The organism is Clostridium drakei (genome assembly GCF_000633595.2).
GTDB lineage: Bacteria > Bacillota > Clostridia > Clostridiales > Clostridiaceae > Clostridium_AM > Clostridium_AM drakei.
This window is the reverse complement of sequence record NZ_JIBU02000003.1, coordinates 167,030-188,247: the sequence shown is the minus strand read 5'-3', so window position 1 is coordinate 188,247 and position 21,218 is coordinate 167,030. Positions and strand designations below refer to the sequence as shown.

The 21,218-nt window shown below is 30.4% G+C and carries 13 protein-coding genes; 3 read left to right on the top strand and 10 right to left on the bottom strand.

The features are described from left to right. Window positions 1-217: 217 nt before the first annotated feature. The gene (locus EG57_RS26690) at window positions 218-373 is read left to right on the top strand and encodes a DUF5670 family protein (protein WP_200880520.1); all 156 of its coding nucleotides are present in this window, start codon (window positions 218-220) and stop codon (window positions 371-373) included. Window positions 374-497: 124 nt separating this feature from the next. Continuing rightward, window positions 498-1,478 carry a phosphatase PAP2 family protein gene (locus EG57_RS0201865; RefSeq protein ID WP_032075600.1) on the top strand — a complete coding sequence of 327 codons (981 nt, stop codon included), beginning with the start codon at window positions 498-500 and terminating at the stop codon, window positions 1,476-1,478. Window positions 1,479-1,555: 77 nt separating this feature from the next. Here the strand turns inward: EG57_RS0201865 and EG57_RS0201860 are convergent, their stop codons facing one another. After that, window positions 1,556-3,148 carry a peptide chain release factor 3 gene (locus EG57_RS0201860; RefSeq protein ID WP_032075599.1) on the bottom strand — a complete coding sequence of 531 codons (1,593 nt, stop codon included), beginning with the start codon at window positions 3,146-3,148 and terminating at the stop codon, window positions 1,556-1,558. Window positions 3,149-3,416: 268 nt separating this feature from the next. Between EG57_RS0201860 and yidA the strand changes: the two genes are divergently transcribed. Then, on the top strand, window positions 3,417-4,232 hold the full coding sequence (yidA, locus tag EG57_RS0201855) for a sugar-phosphatase (protein ID WP_032075598.1): 816 nt from the start codon (window positions 3,417-3,419) through the stop codon (window positions 4,230-4,232). A 69-nt stretch (window positions 4,233-4,301) separates the two neighbouring features. Here yidA and clcA read toward each other — a convergent pair whose 3' ends face one another. The 9 genes from clcA to EG57_RS0201810 form a co-directional block, all read right to left on the bottom strand. After that, the gene (clcA, locus tag EG57_RS0201850; RefSeq protein WP_032075597.1) at window positions 4,302-5,864 is read right to left on the bottom strand and encodes a H(+)/Cl(-) exchange transporter ClcA; all 1,563 of its coding nucleotides are present in this window, start codon (window positions 5,862-5,864) and stop codon (window positions 4,302-4,304) included. 86 nt (window positions 5,865-5,950) lie between these two features. Further along, window positions 5,951-6,958, bottom strand: coding sequence for a tryptophan--tRNA ligase (gene trpS / locus EG57_RS0201845; RefSeq protein ID WP_032075596.1), 1,008 nt, complete (start codon window positions 6,956-6,958; stop codon window positions 5,951-5,953). A 356-nt stretch (window positions 6,959-7,314) separates the two neighbouring features. Further along, window positions 7,315-7,689: a desulfoferrodoxin gene (locus EG57_RS0201840; protein ID WP_007059319.1), complete on the bottom strand. Its 375-nt coding sequence runs from the start codon at window positions 7,687-7,689 to the stop codon at window positions 7,315-7,317. A gap of 244 nt (window positions 7,690-7,933) precedes the next feature. After that, complete coding sequence (locus EG57_RS0201835) at window positions 7,934-16,579, bottom strand: GH36-type glycosyl hydrolase domain-containing protein (protein ID WP_032075595.1); 8,646 nt, start codon at window positions 16,577-16,579, stop codon at window positions 7,934-7,936. Window positions 16,580-16,763: 184 nt separating this feature from the next. Beyond that, window positions 16,764-17,939 (bottom strand): acetyl-CoA C-acetyltransferase, encoded by a 1,176-nt coding sequence (locus tag EG57_RS0201830; RefSeq protein ID WP_032075594.1) that lies wholly within the window; start codon window positions 17,937-17,939, stop codon window positions 16,764-16,766. 89 nt (window positions 17,940-18,028) lie between these two features. Next, the gene (locus tag EG57_RS0201825) at window positions 18,029-18,688 is read right to left on the bottom strand and encodes a 3-oxoacid CoA-transferase subunit B (protein ID WP_032075593.1); all 660 of its coding nucleotides are present in this window, start codon (window positions 18,686-18,688) and stop codon (window positions 18,029-18,031) included. Next, entirely contained in the window at window positions 18,688-19,344 is a 657-nt protein-coding gene (atoD, locus tag EG57_RS0201820) for an acetate CoA-transferase subunit alpha (protein WP_029159484.1), read from the bottom strand. The genes EG57_RS0201825 and atoD overlap by 1 nt, the downstream gene beginning before the upstream one ends. Before the next feature lie 138 nt (window positions 19,345-19,482). Further along, the gene (locus EG57_RS0201815) at window positions 19,483-19,782 is read right to left on the bottom strand and encodes an AtuA-related protein (protein WP_029159483.1); all 300 of its coding nucleotides are present in this window, start codon (window positions 19,780-19,782) and stop codon (window positions 19,483-19,485) included. Between the two features lie 3 nt (window positions 19,783-19,785). Further along, window positions 19,786-21,141, bottom strand: a complete 1,356-nt coding sequence (locus tag EG57_RS0201810; RefSeq protein WP_032075592.1) for an acyclic terpene utilization AtuA family protein — start codon at window positions 21,139-21,141, stop codon at window positions 19,786-19,788. Window positions 21,142-21,218 lie beyond the last annotated feature (77 nt).

Here is a 21,218-nt window from a genome sequence, read left to right as displayed (position 1 = left end):
CAAAAATTATTTATAACTATTATATTAATATTTTATCTAATTGAAAAATGTATGGGTACACTGAGGAGAATTTACAGAAAATTCAAACTTAACTTGCTGTAATAATTTTTTATGATAATGATAACAATAACATTATTGTGTATATCAATCTAAATTTATTTAAAAAATTTTTTTATTTTCTATAATACTAAATTGTTTTTTACAGGAGGTACTATATATGATGTTTTTACGCTGGTTAGGTGGTTTTATTATATTATTTTGGATAATAGGATTGATCTTTAAAATAGGTGGAGGATTTATAAATCTTCTTTTATTATTTACTGCTTTAGTCTTTATCATTGATACTCTATTAGGTAAAAAAAAGGGTATATGATACTTTTTTACTCTGGTTCCAGATTAGATTGTCGGAATCAGAGCTTTTTTGTTTATTTTGATATGTACTTAATAATACAGTCATGTTATAATTTATTTTGTGTGAGAAGGGGGTTAAAAAAGTTATGTTAAATTTCAATATTAAAAGTACTTCAGGAACAGCACGCAATCTGATTTCTAAAGCACTTGACTTGTTAAATAGATATTATTTTATACTTATAGGCTTGTATCTTTTAAAAAGAGCTGTGGGTGTTGCACTACATTCTAATTCTGGTGTAGATTATAAAACATATCTTTTTCTACTAGCTTTTGCCAGTTTTACAGCATATTCTGAGATAAGAAAAGATGTTAAATGGATTCCATTCCTAATACTGTGTATACCATTTTTGATGTTTATATCCTACATAAATGTCCATGGATATGCATTCTGGGGCAAAATGTTAAGTTGGCAGATAAGTAGAAATATCGTTGTTGATTTAAACCCTATGTTCAGTAAAATACCTTTTAATGATGCTGGTTTTGCGAGAATATACCAACCTGAAACTCTTACTTGGATTTTAAGAATGGTTTATAATAATGGCTTTGTTCTACCTGTTTTGCTTCCTCTTTATAGAGCCGCTATATCTAAAGATTTTAAAAAAATGATTAGATATGCTTTAGGTGGACATGTTTTACAAGTATTTTTAATTACTCCATTTTATTTAACATTCCATCTTCAAGAAGTTTGGTATGTGCTTGGGCATCCTGATGGATTAAATAGACACTTGAGTCCTGAGGCAGCTGCAGGTGTTGCTCTTAATTGTTTCCCATCTATGCATACATCTATAGCTTTTGCTATGTTTTTACTAGTTATGAGAGAGAAAAATAAACTATTCAAGTATTTGTGGGGATTCTTTTGTTTAAGTGTAATATTCTCTACAATGTACCTTGAAATACATTGGGTTATTGATGTCTTAGCCGGATTGCTTCTTGCATATTGCAATGTCAAATTAGTAGATTTTATATTGGACAAAGGTAAATCAATAATATCAACACCTCTTACTTCTATATATTATAAAACTATTCGTTCAACATATTTAACTGACTACAATTTTCGTTCATTATAGTACTAAAATTTAAAGGCTTAAAACTTTAATTGTTAAAATACAATTAAAGTTTTAAGCCTTTTCACAATTTATACTAATTATTCAGATTTACCTATATCAGACAGAATAAGTCCCTTATTATGATCTAAAGTCCAATTTATAGACCATTCACTTTGGAATATAAGTATGTTTCTATCCTTCAAATCTTTTACTAACTTTGTATCACTAGTTAGAACAAGCTTTTCAGGGTTTACTTCTGAATTTTCTATCCATCTTATATTTCTATAAGCAAGCACATCCATTTTAATGTCTACATTATATTCGTTTTTCATTCTATATTCTAAAACTTCAAATTGTAACACACCAACTACTCCTACTATAATTTCTTCTATACCTATATGTAATTCTTTAAAAACTTGAATAGCACCTTCTTGAGAAATTTCTGTTATTCCTTTTATAAATTGCTTTCTTTTCATGGTATCTATAGTTTTTATTCTTGCAAAATGTTCTGGAGCAAATATTGGTATTCCTTCAAACTTAAATTTTTTAGAACTTGAACACAGAGTATCTCCTATTCTAAAAATACCTGGATCAAATACTCCTATTATATCTCCAGCATAGGCTTCCTCTACTATTTCCCTGTCCTGTGCTAAAAATTGTTGTGGTTGAGCTAGCTTTATCTTATTTTTTCCTTGAACATGAAAAACTTCCATTCCCTTTTTAAATTTTCCTGAACATATTCTCATAAAAGCAATTCTATCTCTATGAGCTGGGTTCATATTAGCTTGTATTTTAAATATAAAAGATGAAAAATTTTCCTCAAATACATCTACTTCGCCTTGATCAGATTCTCTTGGTAATGGCGGAGTCGTAAGATGTAAGAATTCTTTTAAAAACGGCTCTACTCCAAAGTTTGTAAGAGCACTTCCAAAGAATACAGGTGTTAGATTTCCTTCTCTTACATTCTTTAAATCAAATTCATCACCAGCAATATCTAGTAATTCTATATCCTCTTTTAATTTTTCATGAAGAGCATCCCCAAGCAAATCTTTAAATACATTGTCATCTACATTACCTTCCATTGCCTCTACTTGAGTTTGACCATGATTTCCTCCATTAAAAACCTCTATAAGCTTTTTATTTCTGTCATAAACTCCCCTAAAATCTGCACCTGATCCAATTGGCCAATTCATAGGATAAGACTTAATTCCCAAAACTTGTTCTATATCTTCCATTAGTTCAAAGGGATCTTTGCTTTCTCTATCCATCTTATTTACAAATGTAAATATAGGTATTCCCCTAAGACTGCATACATGAAATAGCTTCTTAGTTTGTTCCTCAACTCCTTTTGCAGAGTCAATTACCATTACTGCACTATCTGCTGCCATTAACGTTCTATATGTATCTTCACTGAAGTCTTGATGTCCTGGTGTATCCAATATATTTATACAGTAATCATCATAGTTAAATTGCATAACTGAAGATGTAACTGAAATACCTCTTTGCTTTTCTATTTCCATCCAGTCAGATACTGCATGCTTCGAAGCTTTTCTAGCTTTAACTGAACCTGCTAATCTGATTGCGCCTCCATACAACAATAATTTTTCAGTAAGTGTTGTTTTTCCGGCATCCGGATGGGATATTATGGCAAAGGTTCTTCTTCTTTCAATCTCTTTTGTTAAATCTGCCACACTTCTCTCTCCCCTTTATTTTTTTGCTTTCAACAATGATTTTAACTTTATTATTAACCAATGTCAACTTAACTTATTATGGATTCAATTAGCCGTATACAAATGAAATATTTAAAAAATTACTAAACGAAGTTGTCATATATGGTAAACGTTTAATTTTGCTATAGACCTTTTTTTACAGCTAAATATTCTATTTGCACTAAATTTCTTTTAATCATACAAATGTTATAATAATCATGTCAATAAAACTTAATTTTGGAGGTTGAAAATGTACAAGTTATTAGCTCTTGATATGGATGGTACTTTATTAAATAAAAATAAAAATATATCTAAAGAAAACTTTCAAGCTATTGAAAATGCTAAAGAAAAAGGGGTTAAAGTAGTTTTAGCCACTGGAAGACCTTTAAAAGGTATAGAAAAGTATTTAAATCAATTGAATTTAACCACTGAAAATGACTACGCTGTTGCTTTTAATGGTGCTGTAATTCAAAATACCAAAACTGGTAAAGTTTTATCAAAAACTTTAATGACGATAGATGATGTTAAATACCTATACAATTTAAGTCAAAAATTAGATATTAATATTCATATATCTACTCCTACATCTTGTATAACACCAAAACTTAATAAATACACCGAACATGAAGCAACTATGAATGGAATCGACATTGAATTATTAAACTTTGATGATTTAGATCCAAATACAACTATAATAAAAGTAATGTTTATAGATAATGAAAATTTATTAGACAGTGCTATTGAACAGCTTCCTGATGAAGTTTATAGCAAATATACTGTAGTAAGAAGTGCACCTTTTTTCCTTGAGTTTGTAAATAATTCTGTAAATAAAGGTGTTGGTGTTGATATATTAGCTAAAAATCTAGGAATAAAAAGAGAAGAGGTAATATGTATGGGTGATGCAGGTAATGACATCCATATGATAAAATATGCTGGTCTTGGAGTAGCTATGGGTAATGCTTTTCCTGAAATTAAAGAAATTGCAGATTATGTAACAAAAACTAATGAAGAAAATGGAGTAGCACATGTAATAAACAAGTTTATATTAGAGGATAAAGTGTGCTAAATATAATAAAATAAAAATATGATTGATAGGAAAACATATCCATATCAATCATATTTTTTATGAATTATTTCATTTCTCTGCTAACAGGCACAAATGCTCTTTTACATAATCAATGTCTTTTTCATTTGCTAATACGACTAAATAATCGCCTACACAGATCGATGTATTTCCTTTTGGTATAATTTCTTCTGCGCCTCTTTTAACTGATACCAATAAACATTGATCTGGCCATTTAACTTCCTTTATCTTTTTACCATCCAGCGTTGATCCCATACAAACAGCTATTTCTATAATTTCTTTGTTTCCCTCTTCACATTGAAATTCACTAATATTTTTATTTAAAAAATTTTTAAGCAATACCTCATATATTGGCTTTGATTTCATTATATCTGCAGTAACATATGCTGTTAAACATACTAAACTGAGTGAAAGCAAATGAGAAAATGATCCTGTCATTTCAGTAATTAAAACGCATCCTGTTATGGGCGATTTAACCGTTGCAGCAAAATAGCCTGCCATACCTAGTATTATTAGATTATTTATATAGCTTTGGTTAAATCCAAATAAACCCTTTATCAAATCACCATAGCTTATTCCTATTAACCCGCCAATAACTAAAAGCGGAAGAAATATTCCACCTGGTGCTCCACATCCAAAACTTACCATAGTAAAGAAAAATTTAACTATTAATAATATTAATAATACCTTTAATGGAAATGAGTAATTTACAAGAGAACCTATGATCTCATGTCCTCCTCCTAAAACTTCTGGTAAAGTTAATCCAATTACTCCTGATATAAGAAATGCTATTATAGGCCTTGCTTCAGGAGGTAACCACTTCTGTTTAGCATACAATTCCTGACTTTTAAATATACATTTATTAAAAGCCACTCCTAATATTCCCAAAATTACACCTAGTATAATTATATATATATAATTATTCAGCGGTATTGGTTTTAAATTTTTAAAATCAAATACTGGTTTTAATCCAAAAAAGTTTTTACAAACAAAATCTGAAGTTATGGATGCTGCTAATGCTGTTGTCATAACTATAGGTGAAAAATTTTTATGTACTTCTTCTAAGGCGAAAATTACACCTGCCAAGGGCGCATTAAATGCTGCAGCAAGCCCTGCACTAGCCCCACTGGTTATAAGAAATTTTTCTTCTACTTTAATTCTTTTAAAAATCCTTCCGACACCTTGTCCGACAGCTGCTCCCATTTGAACAGAAGGACCTTCTCTCCCCAAAGATAACCCAGCACCTATACAAATAGCACCTCCTAAAAATTTAGCCAATATTACTTTCCACCAGTTCATGGTAAGTTTCCCAGCTACTATTCCTTCAACTTGTGGTATACCACTTCCTGAAGCCATAGGTTCCTTTTTCATAATTATTCCTACAATCCATCCACTTATAATAAGAATTATTGTCCAAATCGGAATCAAGAAGATGTTTTTCAATTGTAATGCATAAACATACTTTGCAAAACTGAGTGCTTTCTCCAATGTATATCTATAGCTTACAATTAATAATCCTGAAAAGAATCCTACTATTATTCCTTCCAAAATAATTTTTAATCTAAAATTATTCCACTTATATAAAATATTTTTAGTGTTATTTATGTTAGTCACTTTCAACCTCCCAACCATGCAATTAAAAAGATGCATATTAAAACGCATCTTTTTTTAGGTTATAAAATTATTTTACCACTTATTCTCTATTTTGCTACAGGAATAAATCCAATTTTCTTCTGCATTTTTCTAAGCATTTTATTAGAAACATAGTAAGCTTTTTCTGCACCTTTTCTATATATATTTTGAAGATATTCCTTATCCTCTGTAAATTCTTTTACCTTTTTCTGTATAGGTTCTAATTCATTTACTATAGCTTCTGCTACATCATTTTTAAATTGAGCATATCCTTGACCTTCATATTTCTTTTCTATATCTTCAACACTTATACCTGTAATAGCATTTAATATTGTAATTAAATTTTTTATACCCGGTTGATCATCTGTATATTTAACTACTCCTATACTGTCTGTAACACATCTGTTTATCTTTTTTCTTATAACTTCTGGCGGATCCATAATTAATATATAGCTATTAGGGTTATCTGAAGACTTTGACATCTTCTTAGTAGGTTCCTGTAAATCCATTATTTTTGCACCTAACTTTGGTATATATCCCTCTGGTAATTTAAAGGTTGGGCTATATAAATTATTAAACCTTTGTGCAATATCTCTTGTAAGCTCAATGTGCTGAGTTTGATCCTTACCTACAGGAACTAAATCTGCATTATATAATAATATATCTGCTGCCATTAATACTGGATAGTTTAAAAGTCCTGCACCTATTGAGTCTCCATATTTCTTTGATTTGTCTTTATATTGAGTCATTCTTCCTAATTCGCCAACATATGTTGCACAACAAGTCAATAACCAGCTTGCTTCACTATGTGTAGGTACATGTGACTGTATAAATATAGTGTTTTTTTCAGGATCAATGCCTGCTGCTAAATATATTGCCAACACTTCTAGTGTTCTTCTTCTCAAATCTTTTGGTTCCTGTCTTACAGTTATAGCATGAAGATCAACTACACAAAAGTAGCAATCATATTCATCTTGAAGTTTAACCCAATTTTTTAAAGCTCCTAGGTAATTTCCTATAGTTAAGTTTCCTGATGGTTGAATTCCACTAAATATTACTTTTTTATTTTCTTCCAATTTTATTACCTCCTAGTATGTTTATATAAAAAAAGCCCTATGATTTCCATTAATCATAGGGCGTGTTAACACTGTGCCACCTAAATTCAAAAAGATATTAAACCTTTTTCTTATTTAAGATACATACATATCCTGCCATTATAACGTATGACTTACGTCAAAAGAGTACTTTTAATTCATCCTGATCCTCCAAGATCCATTCTGTTTAATCATAATTACTGTAATCACAGCCCCTACAGCTCTCTTTGAATCTGTTTTCAAACATACTTGCCTCTTATCAAAGGATTTTTGCATGTATAATTCTTTTAGTTTATATTATTCCTTAAATGTTAAATTGTCAACACATTATTTAAATTTTATTTTTTCCACAATCCATGAACATTACAATACTCTCTAGCAAATAAAATTTCTTCATCTACCTTAAATATAGCTTCTGGCTTTTCTCCTGGTTTTAAATATTTTCTATATACTTTATTTGCAGTATGAACCTCTATCCATTCAATATAATGATTTTCTAGCATAGGATGTTCAACTTCCCCAACTTTTACAACTATACCATCTTGTAATTTTTCTATTACAGGTACATGTTTTTCTACTGCTGCATCCATAGTATTTTCTGAAAGAAGAGTCATAGGTTTTCCACAACACACTAAAGTTCCTCCAGCTTTATGAATAACCTCTACCATATTACCACAAATCTCACATTTATAAACTTGTCTAACATCTGTCATTATTATTCCTCCTTTAACACTATATATTTATTAATAATTCAACAAAATTTGTTAAATTCCTTCTCGTTTTTTAAATTTTCTTGCTTTTTAATCTATTTCTTATTAGTATGACGCATCATAGATTCAACTGAGTACCTTTGAGTTAAAACAAAAATTTTTAAATACTGAACTTTTTCAGAGGACAGATGACAGTGAAGGATGCTTTTCTCTGTCAATTGTCCTCTAAAAAATGCTTCACATTTTTTTAAATTACAACTCTTACCTTATGATTTCCATCTTTAAAAAATGGAATTACTTTATTATCTATTTTATTCTCATCTACCCATACTCCTTTTTCTTCACCTCTTTTTACTTCTATAGAGTACTTACACTCTTTTAAATTATAATAAATATCATAGTTATCCCATTGGTCAGGTATACATGGTTCTATAGTAAATCCATCACCTTTTCTAAATTTTAATCCAAGTATACCTTCTATTCCTGCTCTATACATCCATCCAGCAGCACCAGTATACCAACTCCATCCACCTCTTCCTACATGCGGATCTACAGTATAAACATCTGCAGTCATAACATAAGGTTCTACTTTATAAGTTTGACATTCTAAATATGATTCTGAATGATTTATTGGATTTATCATGTTAAATAGTTTCCATGCCTTATTGTTATACCCCATTTTGGTTAAGGCCAATATTATCCATATAGATCCATGAGTATATTGTCCTCCATTTTCCCTTACTCCTGGCACATATCCTTTAATGTATCCAGGTTCTAAAGAAGACCTATCAAAAGCCGGTGTAAGTAATAATGCTATTCCCTTATCCTCTTTTATTAGGTTTTTCTCTAAAGCATTCATAGCCTCTTTTATTCTAGATTCTTTTCCAGCACCAGATATAACTGCCCAAGATTGTGATAATGAATCTATTTGACATTCATCATTTTTTATAGATCCCAAAGGAGTTCCATCATCAAAATACGCTCTTCTATACCAGCTTCCATCCCAAGCATTCTTTTCAAGGTTTTCTCTTATAAATTCCTTTAATTCATTATATCTACTAACTTTATCAAAATCCGATTTATATTTACATAAAGGAATAAACTTATCCAATATGCTATATAAGAACCATCCAAGCCATACACTTTCTCCTTTTCCCTTATTACCTACAGTACTCATGCCATCATTCCAATCTCCTGATCCCATTAGAGGTATATTGTGTGGTCCAAAATTTAATCCTTTTTCTATAGCTTTTATGCAATGTTCATAAATACTACCCTTTTTATGAGATATTTTAGCTATATTATATCTTTCATCCTCACCCTCTTTTAATGGTTCATCCTCCAAATAACCAGCTTCTTCATCCAAAATGCTGTAATCTCCTGTATTCTGGATATAATCTGTAGTTACATAAGGTAGCCATAGTAAATCATCTGAGAATCTAGTTCTTATTCCACTATTCACTACAGGGTGCCACCAATGCTGTACATCACCTTCTAAATATTGTTTAGAAGCACTATAAATTATATGTTCTCTAGGTATACTATTGTCTACATAATTTACAGCCATTACATCCTGAAGCTGATCTCTAAATCCATAAGCTCCTCCTGATTGATAAAAAGCAGTTCTTGCCCAAAATCTACAAGATATAATCTGATACATGAGCCATCCATTTAACATTATGTCCATAGACTTATCTGGAGTTCTAACTTGTATAGTATTAAGTAGCTTATTCCAGTATTCTTTGGCCTTATTTAATTCCTCTTCTGCCTTAAATTCATTATCATATTTGTTTATAACCTTTTCTAATTCCTCAAAATTTTCTCCTTGCCCCAATAAAATTAGAACCTTTTTTTCTTCTTGACTTTCCAAATCTATTTTCACATTTTCAGCTAGGCAAGGATCGAAACCTGCACCTATAGTATCTGATAATTTATTTAATTTCATAGCTCTAGGTTCAATTATACTTCCACCTCTTCCAAGAAACTCTTTTCTATTACCTGTAAAAGAAATTTCTTTTCCTCCAAAGGTTTTTAGATAGCAAATAAGTGTTCCAAAGTGTTCATTATATGGATTTAAACTATACATATATTCTTTTTCATTATTAAATTCCGTAAAAATGTATTGAGAACTTTGCTCATGCGTTACACCTAAAACTAATTTTGCATAATAGCTTATGGATAGCTGCCTTTTTTCATTTGTATTATTTTTAAGCTTTATACTACATAGCTTAACACTCTCATCCATATCTACAAACATAGTCATTTCTCCTATAATACCATGAACTTCATGTTTGAAATTTGAATAGCCAAAACCATGTTCTATAATATATTCGCCACTATCTCTTATAGGCTTAGGTGATATGCTCCAAAAATCACCTGTGTTTTCATCTCTTATATATATTTGCTCAGCTTCTCCATCTATTACTGGATCATTTGACCAATTAGTTAATTTATTTTCTCTGCTATTTTTGTTCCAAGTATAAGATATTCCACTTTCAGAAACATGAAACCCAAATCTTCCATTTGAAACTACATTTATCCATGGAGCAGGAGTAGTTTCCCAATTCTTAAGTACTATGATATAAGAATTATTTTCATGATGAAATCCTCCTATATCATTAAAATAATATAATTTAGGTATATCAAATTTGTATGGTTTAAATACATATTCTTTAGGCTTAGTTATAAGCATCTCCTCATCTTTTACACTTTCCTCATTATCACTTATTTGAGATACTAAAGCTCCTTTATCACCATCTATAACTAACCTAGATATAGCCATAAGTAAATTTGTATCTTCTTCATTTATAGTAGCTTTACTATGCAAGAAAACTCCACCTGCTTTATTCTGCTTATCCCTTGCATGACTGGAACATATTAGCTCCCTTATGGAATCCTGTAATGGTTGTATATATGAACTATTCTGCAAATTCAATATGACCAAATCTACCTTTAATCCTTTTATACTCCAGTACTCATGAGCATTTAATAATCTTCTAATCATATCTATATTTTTATCGTCTCTCACTATCAACAATACTATAGGCAAATCTCCTGATATTCCATAAGCCCATAAAGCTGACTGACCTTTATTTATATTTTTTATATACTTCTCTCTATCCTTAAAAAGTGTATTTAAAAATAAAATTTTAGATGCCATAAGCTGATAAATGTTGGCTTGTGAAGATTTTATTCCTAGATACTTCATTTCAACCTGTATTCCAGTCCAAGATAGTTCAAATATTCTATTTACATTATGCATATCTTTATACTTTTTAGAAAGTTCAATAGCTTCTTCTCTAGATTCCGTAATTGCTGTTGTAAATGCTATTTTACAAGTTTCACCTTTTTCTATTCTTACTCTTATTCTCATACTTATTATAGGATCTAATACTGCACCACAAGTCATCTTCAACTGTACATTGTTTCTCATGGCTTCAGGATTTGATAAATCTCTTCCTCTTCCTATAAAGTTAACTCTACTAGTTTCATATTGAATTGACCCTATTGATTGACCTTCTAATGCAATAGTTTGCATTATCCAAGGTTGTTTTGAACCTTGAGCTCTAGGCCTCCTATTAGCAATTATACATCCAGCATCATCCACATATTCTGTTTTTATAAATAAGTTTCCAAAGGATGGATGAACCAAATCTGCATTATATGGAGCTAATGTTACTTCACAATAACTAGTAATTTCAATTTCCCTACTATATTCACTTTGATTAGTTATAAAAATTTTTCTTACCTCAGCATTATCCTCATTTGAAACGGTAATATCCGTGTGTGTTTTTATATTGCCATCTTTTCTTTCAAATTCAGCTTTATCCAAAGAAAATGTAACATTATAATCTTCTCCTTCAAACTTACAAGGCTCATATGCAGTACTCCAATATTCATTAGAATTTAGATTTTTTATATAGAAGAACATTCCTGTGTTATCTATTGTTACATCTTCTCTCCATCTATAGACAGTCATATCATCTTTTTTAGCATATCCAGAGCCACTGTTAGTTATCATTAAAGAATAACTTCCATTAGACATAATATGTGTTTCTGGCATTTCAGTTTTTGCTGTAGTATATCTTCTGGTAACTAAATTTTGCTTTTCTGTTATTGTATCTGTACTCTCGTACTGCTGTTCTCTATCATATACAATAGTCTTGGATTTTTTCTCCTGAAGAAGTAACTCTGTAGCCTTTACTTTTGGTATTTTATGAAATCTTTCTTGAAGTACATTATTGTTTAATACATTGTCTAGTGACATTAAACTCATACCTTCATGATGCACCATAAAACATTTAACTATAGCTTCCTTCTTTCCTTTCGGAAGCCTTTCTTTAGTATAATCTATTGATTCATAAAAACCATATAAGCCTTCCATTCCTATATCAATAAGATTTTTTATATTATTAAAAGCATCTTTTAAATTAACTTGCAGTGCCATGATTGTAGAATATGGTGATATTACCAAATCACTCATAAGTCCCCTTTTAAGTCCTATCCCAGGTACTCCAAAAGCTTTATATTGATAATTTGAAGCTACATCAAAATTATAAAAAGCAGACTCAGATATTCCCCACGGTACTTTTCTTTCCTTTCCATACCTTTCCTGACCATCCACTACTGCCCTATAAGTTTCATATAATAAAGTATCAGGATAAGGCTTCATAATTATAAGAGGCATCAAATATTCAAACATAGTTCCTGTCCAAGATACAAGTCCTTTGTCTTTACCGATTGTAGTCAAGGACCTTCCAAGCTTAAACCAATGGCCTTGTTCTATATCTCCTTTAGCTATAGATATAAAACTAGCCTGCCTTGCCTCTGATGCTAATAAGTCATAATAGCAATTACTTATATTATCTTTTTCAATATCATAACCTATAGAAAAAAGCTGTCTTTTTTCATCATATAACATTCTAAAATCTGTATTCTCAGAAATGCTATTCAATCTTTCCTTTAAATCTTTTAATTTTTTTATAATATTTCGTATTTCATTACTGCCAGCTTCCAACATAGAATTCATTTGTTTTATCCACTGCTGTTGATCTTGTAATTTAGGTAAAAGTTTGTTAAGTTTATATTGAACAAACTCTATTTCTTTAGGTAAATTTTGAATTGGTGTCTTTTCCGCCAAATCCATTAATTTCTGTTTTAAAAATTCCATTTCTTTTGGCATTTTTACTAACATATCAACCCAAGGAAAAAAAGTTTCTATTTCTTTTAAACTTTTACTTATACTATGCTTTAATTTATTATTCCAATATATACTGGCACAATCATTAAATTTTTCTATTTCTATAGATTTATCCCTAATTTTACATAATGCATTTTTCCATGATGATATATTAAAATCTTTATTATTGAATTCATGTATTAAATCTATATAAAAATCTTCTATATTTGCAGAATGCTTTATCTCCTGATTAGCAAGCTTTAAATTATCACTAAATGCTAATAATACATGTTTTCTTATTGCAAAATTTGACATATACTCATTTATAGATTCATCTATAAGCCATATATACCCTATTAAATTACCACTATCTACAGTTGATATATATTTAGGATGAAGGGGCATTTTAGTTTTAGTATCATACCAATTATAAAAATGTCCTTTAAACTTTTCCAAAGATTCCATATTAGATATTATTTTATCTACTCTTTGTTCAAATTCAAGTATACCAATATACCCCAAATCATATGCTACTATATTTGATGTTAATCCCATTCCTATATTAGTAGGTGATGTCCTATGAGCTACGCCATTACTAGGGTCCTCTTGATAATTATCTGGTGCCAACCAATTGTTTTCATCATTAACAAAATCCTCAAAATAAGACCAAGTTTCCCTAGTAAGTCTTCTTAATATTCTCTCCTGTTCATCTGTTAATTGCCTTTTTTCTTTTCTTATTTCCTTGCTTACACTATAAGCTATCCATGGACTAACAAACCAAATAACAGCTGATGGCATTATTAACATCCCTGAATCTAAAGAATTTTGAAAAGCTATAAATAATGTAATAGCACTTATAGCACTTCCTATCCACATAAACTTTATAAAATCTGTAAATTCTCTTCCTGAACTTACTTCTGCATCTTCAGCTGTTTGCCATTGAAGAAAGTGTTTCTTGCTTATAGCAAGCCTATATAAAGTTCTAATTATAGCATCTAGCATCAAATATGCTTGATATGGTAAAAAACAGAATATAAGAAATACTTGTTCCAAAACATTTTTTCCACTAATAAGCTTTCCAGAAAGTCCTATGCCTTTAATAGGTGAAATTACAGTTTCAGATACATCGAAAAATATAGGACATAAAAGAGAAATAAATGCTACAGCCAACCATTTATCTGGATTTCTAAACATTAAAAGTGCTGCAATAACAAGTATCATTATAGATGGTGCCAAAAGACTTCTTCTTAAATTATCAAATATCTTCCACCTAGATAGTGTATTTAAAGGGCTTTTTTTAAATAACCATGATATAAGCTGCCAATCTCCTCTCGTCCACCTATGTACCCTTTTACAACTGGCATTATAATATGCAGGATATCCATCTATAAGTTCTACGTCTGTAACTAATGCTGCTCTTATATATGATCCTTCCAACAAATCATGACTTAATACTAAATTTTCAGGAATTTCATCAATAAGTACACTATTAAAAGTATCAACATCATATATACCTTTTCCAGTAAATATTCCTTCATCAAATAAATCTTCATATACATCAGAAACAGCAGTAGTATACATATCTATACCTGCTTCTCCTGAAAATATTTTTGAAAATGCAGTTTTATTTGCGCTTTCAGTACCAACCCCTACTCTAGGCTGCATGAGTCCATGACCTCTTAATACTACTTTATTTTTTAAATCTATATATGGCCTATTTAAAATGTGATACATAGCTCCTACTAACCTTTTTGCATTATCTCTAGGTAATTGAGTATCAGCATCTAATGTTATTACATATTTAATATTATACAAATCTTTTATGTTTCCACTTATAACATCATAACTTGTATTTCTGTCTCCTCTTATTAATTTATTAAATTCTACTAATTTACCACGTTTTCTCTCCCAACCTAACCAAATTCCTTCCTTTTCATTGTACTGTCTATATCTATTAAAAAAATAAAATATATCTTTTCCATCTTTGCTATACTTGCTGTTTAAATCTTTTATTAAATTTAAAGCAGAATTAGTTATATCTTTATCTCCATCTTCTTCTCTCTGAAAACCATCTTTAAAATCACCAAGCAATCCAAAATACAAATTTTGTTCTTTGTTTGCCAAATAATATACTTCCATATCTCCTATTAATTCTTTTACTCTTTTTTCATTATTCAGTAATGTAGGAATAACTACTATTGTACTGGCTTCTGTGGGTATACCTTTTCTAAACTCAATTTTAGGAATAAATCTAGGCTGTACTAGCTTACTTATACTCCAGTTAAGTGTTGACACAACAATTTCACTACAAGGAATTACTATTAAAAATGCTGCCAAAATGTATTGCCATAAAAGAGGATTAGTGTCATTGTAGTAACCTAAAATTAATATTAACCCCATAACTATAACTGTGCCAATTACTATACTTCCTATATATGAATTAACATTATTTCTTATAAATTTGTTTTTTATCCTATGTATACCTCTTTCATTAAATAACATCTTATTCTTTAAAGTTTTAATTCCATTATCTATTATGTAATATCCTACATGTTTTTCATATTCTTTTGAATCGCTATTATCATTTGCATCTATGGAACATTCTATTGCTCTTTTAGCTATAAGAGACTCTGGTGTATTCATATACTTTGCTAACCTTTCTACACTATGCCTATAATAATCTCTAGATTCAAAGTCCATATTCTCATAAATTTTAGAAGGATCTCTTCTTAATATATTTTCAACATAACTTAATTTTTCAAAACTTTCTTTCCAATTTAAAGCTCCTACTTCTCTTATTCCTGTAATAGAATTACCTATAGAAATTTGGTAACCAGATTGTTTTTGATGTTCCACATTTACTATTTTTTCTATATCAGTTTCTTCATTGTCCAATTCCTCATCAATCCATTTATATATAATTCTGTTTTCTATTTCATTATCCCTTAATATCTTCAAAATTCTTTCTACTATGTGTGATGTAAATATTATATCTTCTAAATAAAGTTTTTTAATTTCTTCCTCTAATCTACCATTATTAACTGAATCTATAAGTCTTTCTGCTATTAACTCTCCTTTTCTTCTTTCTTTTTGTGCAAATACAATTCTTTCAATTATTTTACTTATGTTTTGAATAAGAGCTATCCTAACCATTATAGGCAATGCCCAAAGCTCTCCACTTGTGAGTATAGAATTTTTTTGATATGAATTAATAAAAGTTTCTATAGTTTCTTCATCAACTGCCCCATCAGTATGAGAAACCAATTCTATAGCTACATAATAAATTCTAGGATAATCCTTCATTATTCCTTTAGTCATGACTGGCAGGTTTTTATAGTATTCTTCAGGCATATTAGTTTTTATGTCCGAATACTCTCTTTGTATTAAATAAAGATTATCCAAAAGCCACTCTGCTGCCTGTATTACTTCTTTATTGTTTTTAACTTCCTTATCTATGTAGTCATACCCCTTTAATATTTTCTTGTAACTAATATCTAAACTTTTTATAAGTCTCTTTCTATAATTATTTTTCTTTATAACTGATGCATAATTTGATATTTCTACTGCATGCTTTTGCAGTTCTTCTTTATTGGCATTTATTGTAGGAACATCATCCATTATGTTATCTTCATCTTTTCTATTTTTATTAAATAATAAATAAATACCAATAATTAGTAAAATGGCTGCTAAAGCAGCTATTGTATAATAAAGCATAAAAATCATCCTTTCGTCTAAAAAGAATTGGTGCAATGCTTATTATCCCCATGAAATTATAAATTATGAATTTCAATGAAAAATATAAAACTGCTGGATTAGCAATTTGAAAATTGCTAATCCAGCAGTTTTAATTAGGTCCACAGCTTAAATAAGTCCACAGCCTATTAATTATTAAATTTTACTATCTTTCAACTATTATAGCAGTGCCCATTCCACCACCTATACAAAGAGTTGCTAAGCCTCTCTTAACATCTCTTCTTTGCATTTCATATAATAATGTAGTAAGTATTCTTGTTCCAGAACATCCAACAGGATGTCCTATTGCAATAGCTCCTCCATTTACATTAACCTTACTCATATCAAAATTTAAGTCTTTTGCTACTGCTAAACTTTGTGCTGCAAATGCTTCATTTGCTTCTATTAAATCAATTTCTTCTATTGTTAAATTTACTTTTTCTAAAGCCGCTTTTGTTGCATGGAAAGGCCCATAACCCATGATAGCTGGATCTAGTCCCTTTGATCCATAAGAAGTTATTTTAACCATTGGTTTTAATCCAAGCATTTCTGCCTTTTCAGCACTCATAACAACCATAGCTGCTGCTCCATCATTTATTCCTGAAGCATTTCCAGCTGTAACAGTTCCATCTTTCTTAAAAGCTGGCTTTAATTTAGCTAAAGATTCTGCAGTTGTTCCAAATCTAGGGAATTCATCTGTATCAAATACTATTTCACCTTTTCTAGTTTTAATAACCACAGGAACTATTTCATCTTTGAATTTTCCTTCTTTTATAGCTATTTCTGCTTTTTGCTGAGATGCTGCTGAAAATTCATCCTGCATTTCTCTTGTTAACTTCCATCTTTCCGCTATATTTTCTGCAGTCATTCCCATATGATATCCTTGAAACGCATCTGTAAGTGCATCATTTACCATTGTATCTACAATAGTTCCGTTGCCCATCCTTTGTCCCCATCTTGTAGTTGGAAGCACATATGGCGCTGCTGACATGTTTTCCATTCCACCTGCTATTACAACATCTGCATCTCCTGCTTTTATCATTTGAGCCGCCAAACTAATTGCTCTTAAACCTGAACCACAAACTTTATTTATAGTGAATCCCGGAATTTCTTCAGGTAACCCAGCTTTAATTATAGATTGTCTAGTTACATTTTGTCCTAATCCAGCTTGTATAACATTACCCATTATAACTTCATCAACCATTTCTGATTTAACGTTTGCTCTATTAAGTGCCTCTTTAATAACTATAGCTCCTAATTCTGCTGCTGGAACATCCTTTAAAGCTCCACCAAATTTACCAACTGCAGTTCTAACAGCACTTACAATAACTACTTCTTTCATCATTATCCTCCTGAAAATAATTCTATTTATGTTTATTTTTTACAATAAGTTATTCAATTTTGCTATATATAAAATTCTTGGTTACAATTCTATGCTTCCATAACCTTTAAGTTTTCATCAACTACTAAATCTGCCTCAGTAGCTGCTAATATATCTTCAACACTTACTCCCTCATTAATTTCTTTGAGTACAAGACCATCTTTTGTTACTTCCATAACACCCATTTCTGTAACAATAAGGCTAACTTTTCCAGCAGCTGTAAGCGGCAATTTACATTGTTTTAATATTTTAGGATCACCTTTAGCTGTATGCATCATGGCAATAATTACTTTTTTAGCCCCACTAACTAAATCCATGGCTCCACCCATACCTGGAACCATCTTTCCTGGAACCATAAAGTTTGCTAAATTACCTTTTTGATCTACCTCTAAAGCACCTAAAACAGTAGCATCTACATGTCCACCTCTAATAATTCCAAAAGATGTAACACTATCAAAAAATGCTGCTCCTTTTTTTACAGTAACAGGCTGTCCTCCAGCATTTACAATATCCTTATCTTCTTTTCCATCTTCAGGTACTGACCCTAAACCTACAAAACCATTTTCTGATTGTAATACTACATCAATATCTTCTGGTATGTAGTTAGCAACCATTGTAGGAAGACCTATACCTAAGTTAACTACATCTCCATCTTTCAGTTCCTTTGCTATTCTTTTAGCAATAATTTGCTTAGCTATTTTGCTATCCATTAATTTTCACCCCCAACTATATAGTCCACAAATATACCTGGTGTCATTACATGATTTGGATCAACTTCTCCAACCTCTACAATCTTTTCTGCACCTACTATAACCATATCTGCTGCAGTCGCAATTAATGGATTAAAGTTTCTTGTTGATCCATTATAAAAAGTATTTCCTTGTTTATCTACTACAGAACCACCAACTATGGCTATATCTGCTCTTAATGGTAATTCTAAAAGATATTCCTGATCTCCTACTTTAATTTTTTCTTTTCCCTCTTCCACAATTGTCCCTACACCAGTAGCTGTTAAAAAGCCACCTATTCCTGCACCGCCGCATCTTATCTGTTCTGCAAGAGTACCTTGTGGTACTAACTCTACTATTAATTCTTTCTCATTCATTTGTTTGCCAGTTTCTCGATTTAAACCAATATGAGATGCAATAACTTTTTTAGCTTGCTTATTTACAATTAGTTTTCCAACACCTTTATCTGGAAATCCTGTATCATTTGCTATTATAGTTAAATCTTTTACTCCTTTTTCAACCATTGCATCAATAATAATTTCTGGAGTTCCTACTCCCATAAAGCCACCTATCATAATGGTCATTCCATCTTTTATATGTTCCATTATTTTATCAATACTTATTAGTTTATTAGTCATATTATCATTCTCCTTAAATTATTTAGCTACAAGACCAATTTAAATTTAAAAAGTTTTAAACTTAAATTGGTCTTGTAAAAAGCTAATGCCCAAAATGATTTGATTTATTAATATGAGCATTCCTTCTTAAAGCTAATATTATATATCCATATCAAGCAATATAGAACTTAGACTCTTTCCATGCATATCTAAAGATAATGATCTTGTTACTCCTCCACCTAATGCATCATACATAACAAAATTTAGAGCACCAATATTAGGTAGTTCATATCTTAATACTTCTCCATGTACAATATCTTTGAACCATTCTTTAACTTTATTTGTAGTTACTTTATTTTTAATTACTTCATAATCTTCTGCCTTATAAGCTATAAGTGATATATTTGAAATATTTCCTTTATCACCAGTTCTTGAATGTGCAATCTCTCTTAATTTCATTTTTTATACCTCCTCATAAGTTACTTTTATATTTATATCTTCACTTGGTACAAATATAGAAGCTACTGATACTATCTCTTTAACACCTTTTCTTGCTCCACCACCGCCTGCTGGACCATTTGTATAAAGTGCTTCTACTTCATTTCCTATTATTTCAGCATCTTCTTTTGTTAATGTTCTAGCAGCAACTCGTAGTCTTACTTCTCCTAGATCTTTATTTCCATCATTTAGAACATCACTTAAAGAATCCTTATAAAGTGAATTTACTCCAATAAGATCTATTCTTAACTCTTTAATTGGCGCTTTTATATAATCTAATCTCTTTTTAATAATTTCACCAGCAAGTTTTGCTCTTGCATAGGCTCCTGAACCACCATAGCTCATTTCACCTTCTCCAATATAGCAGTCTTTATAACCTACACTAGTTTTAAATAAGCCAGTCTTTTCTTTTCCATTTGCACCTTTCATTAGAACTTTATCTTTTCCCACTTGTGTAACAGTTACCTTTGAAAAATCTGCTATAACATCTGGTGTAAGATAATTTTCTGGATCATGTATTTCATATATTATCTGTTCCTTACAAGTATCCTCAGTAACCATTCCACCTGCATCTTTAAGCTTTGTAATAATTATTTCTCCATCTTCTGATATCTCTGCGATAGGAAATCCTAAATTCCATAATTCAGGCACATCTTTAAATCCTGGATCTGCAAAATATCCTCCTGTTACTTGTCCAGCACATTCTAGTAAATGTCCAGCTAAAGTTCCTTTTCCTAGAAATTCATAGTTTTCAGTGCTCCATCCAAATTCAAACATTAATGGTGCTAAAGTAAGTGAAGGATCTGCAACTCTACCAGTTATTACAATATCAGCTCCACCTTTCAAAGCTTCTATTATTCCTTGTGTTCCAATGTATGCATTAGCAGAAACTATTTGATGCTTTATTGATTCTAACTTTTTACCTGTTTCAAGTATTTTATAGTCTATATATTTATCTATATTATTGAAGATATCATCCCCTATAACTGCCGCAATCTTTAATCCTTTAATTCCTTGCTTTTCTGCAATTTCTTTTACTATCTTAGCTGCTGCTACAGGATTAGCAGATCCCATATTTGTTATTACCTTTATTTTATTTTCTTTACATAGTGGCACCACATGTTTCATTCTATATTCAAGTAATTCATTATATCCTTTACTTGGGTCCTTTAATTTTTTTTCTTGTCCTATTGCTATTGTTCTTTCTGCTAGACATTCAAATATAATATAATCAAGATTTCCTTTTTTCATAAGTTCTACAGCTGGTTCTATTCTGTCTCCAGCATATCCAGCACCTGAACCAATTCTTATTTTTTTCACTTTAATGTCCTCCTTAAATATTAATAATTTTCCACGTATACATATATAACAAGCAATTATTATGCCAAAGCTTAAAC

Excerpts from the sequence above, each read along its gene's own strand:
- EG57_RS26690 (WP_200880520.1), top strand. The coding sequence starts at position 218 with ATGATGTTTTTACGCTGGTTAGGTGGTTTTATTATATTATTTTGGATA.
- EG57_RS0201865 (WP_032075600.1), top strand. The coding sequence starts at position 498 with ATGTTAAATTTCAATATTAAAAGTACTTCAGGAACAGCACGCAATCTG.
- yidA (WP_032075598.1), top strand. The coding sequence starts at position 3,417 with ATGTACAAGTTATTAGCTCTTGATATGGATGGTACTTTATTAAATAAA.
- EG57_RS0201840 (WP_007059319.1), bottom strand. The coding sequence starts at position 7,689 with ATGACAGATGTTAGACAAGTTTATAAATGTGAGATTTGTGGTAATATG.
- EG57_RS0201835 (WP_032075595.1), bottom strand. The coding sequence starts at position 16,579 with ATGCTTTATTATACAATAGCTGCTTTAGCAGCCATTTTACTAATTATT.
- EG57_RS0201830 (WP_032075594.1), bottom strand. The coding sequence starts at position 17,939 with ATGAAAGAAGTAGTTATTGTAAGTGCTGTTAGAACTGCAGTTGGTAAA.
- EG57_RS0201825 (WP_032075593.1), bottom strand. The coding sequence starts at position 18,688 with ATGGATAGCAAAATAGCTAAGCAAATTATTGCTAAAAGAATAGCAAAG.
- atoD (WP_029159484.1), bottom strand. The coding sequence starts at position 19,344 with ATGACTAATAAACTAATAAGTATTGATAAAATAATGGAACATATAAAA.
- EG57_RS0201815 (WP_029159483.1), bottom strand. The coding sequence starts at position 19,782 with ATGAAATTAAGAGAGATTGCACATTCAAGAACTGGTGATAAAGGAAAT.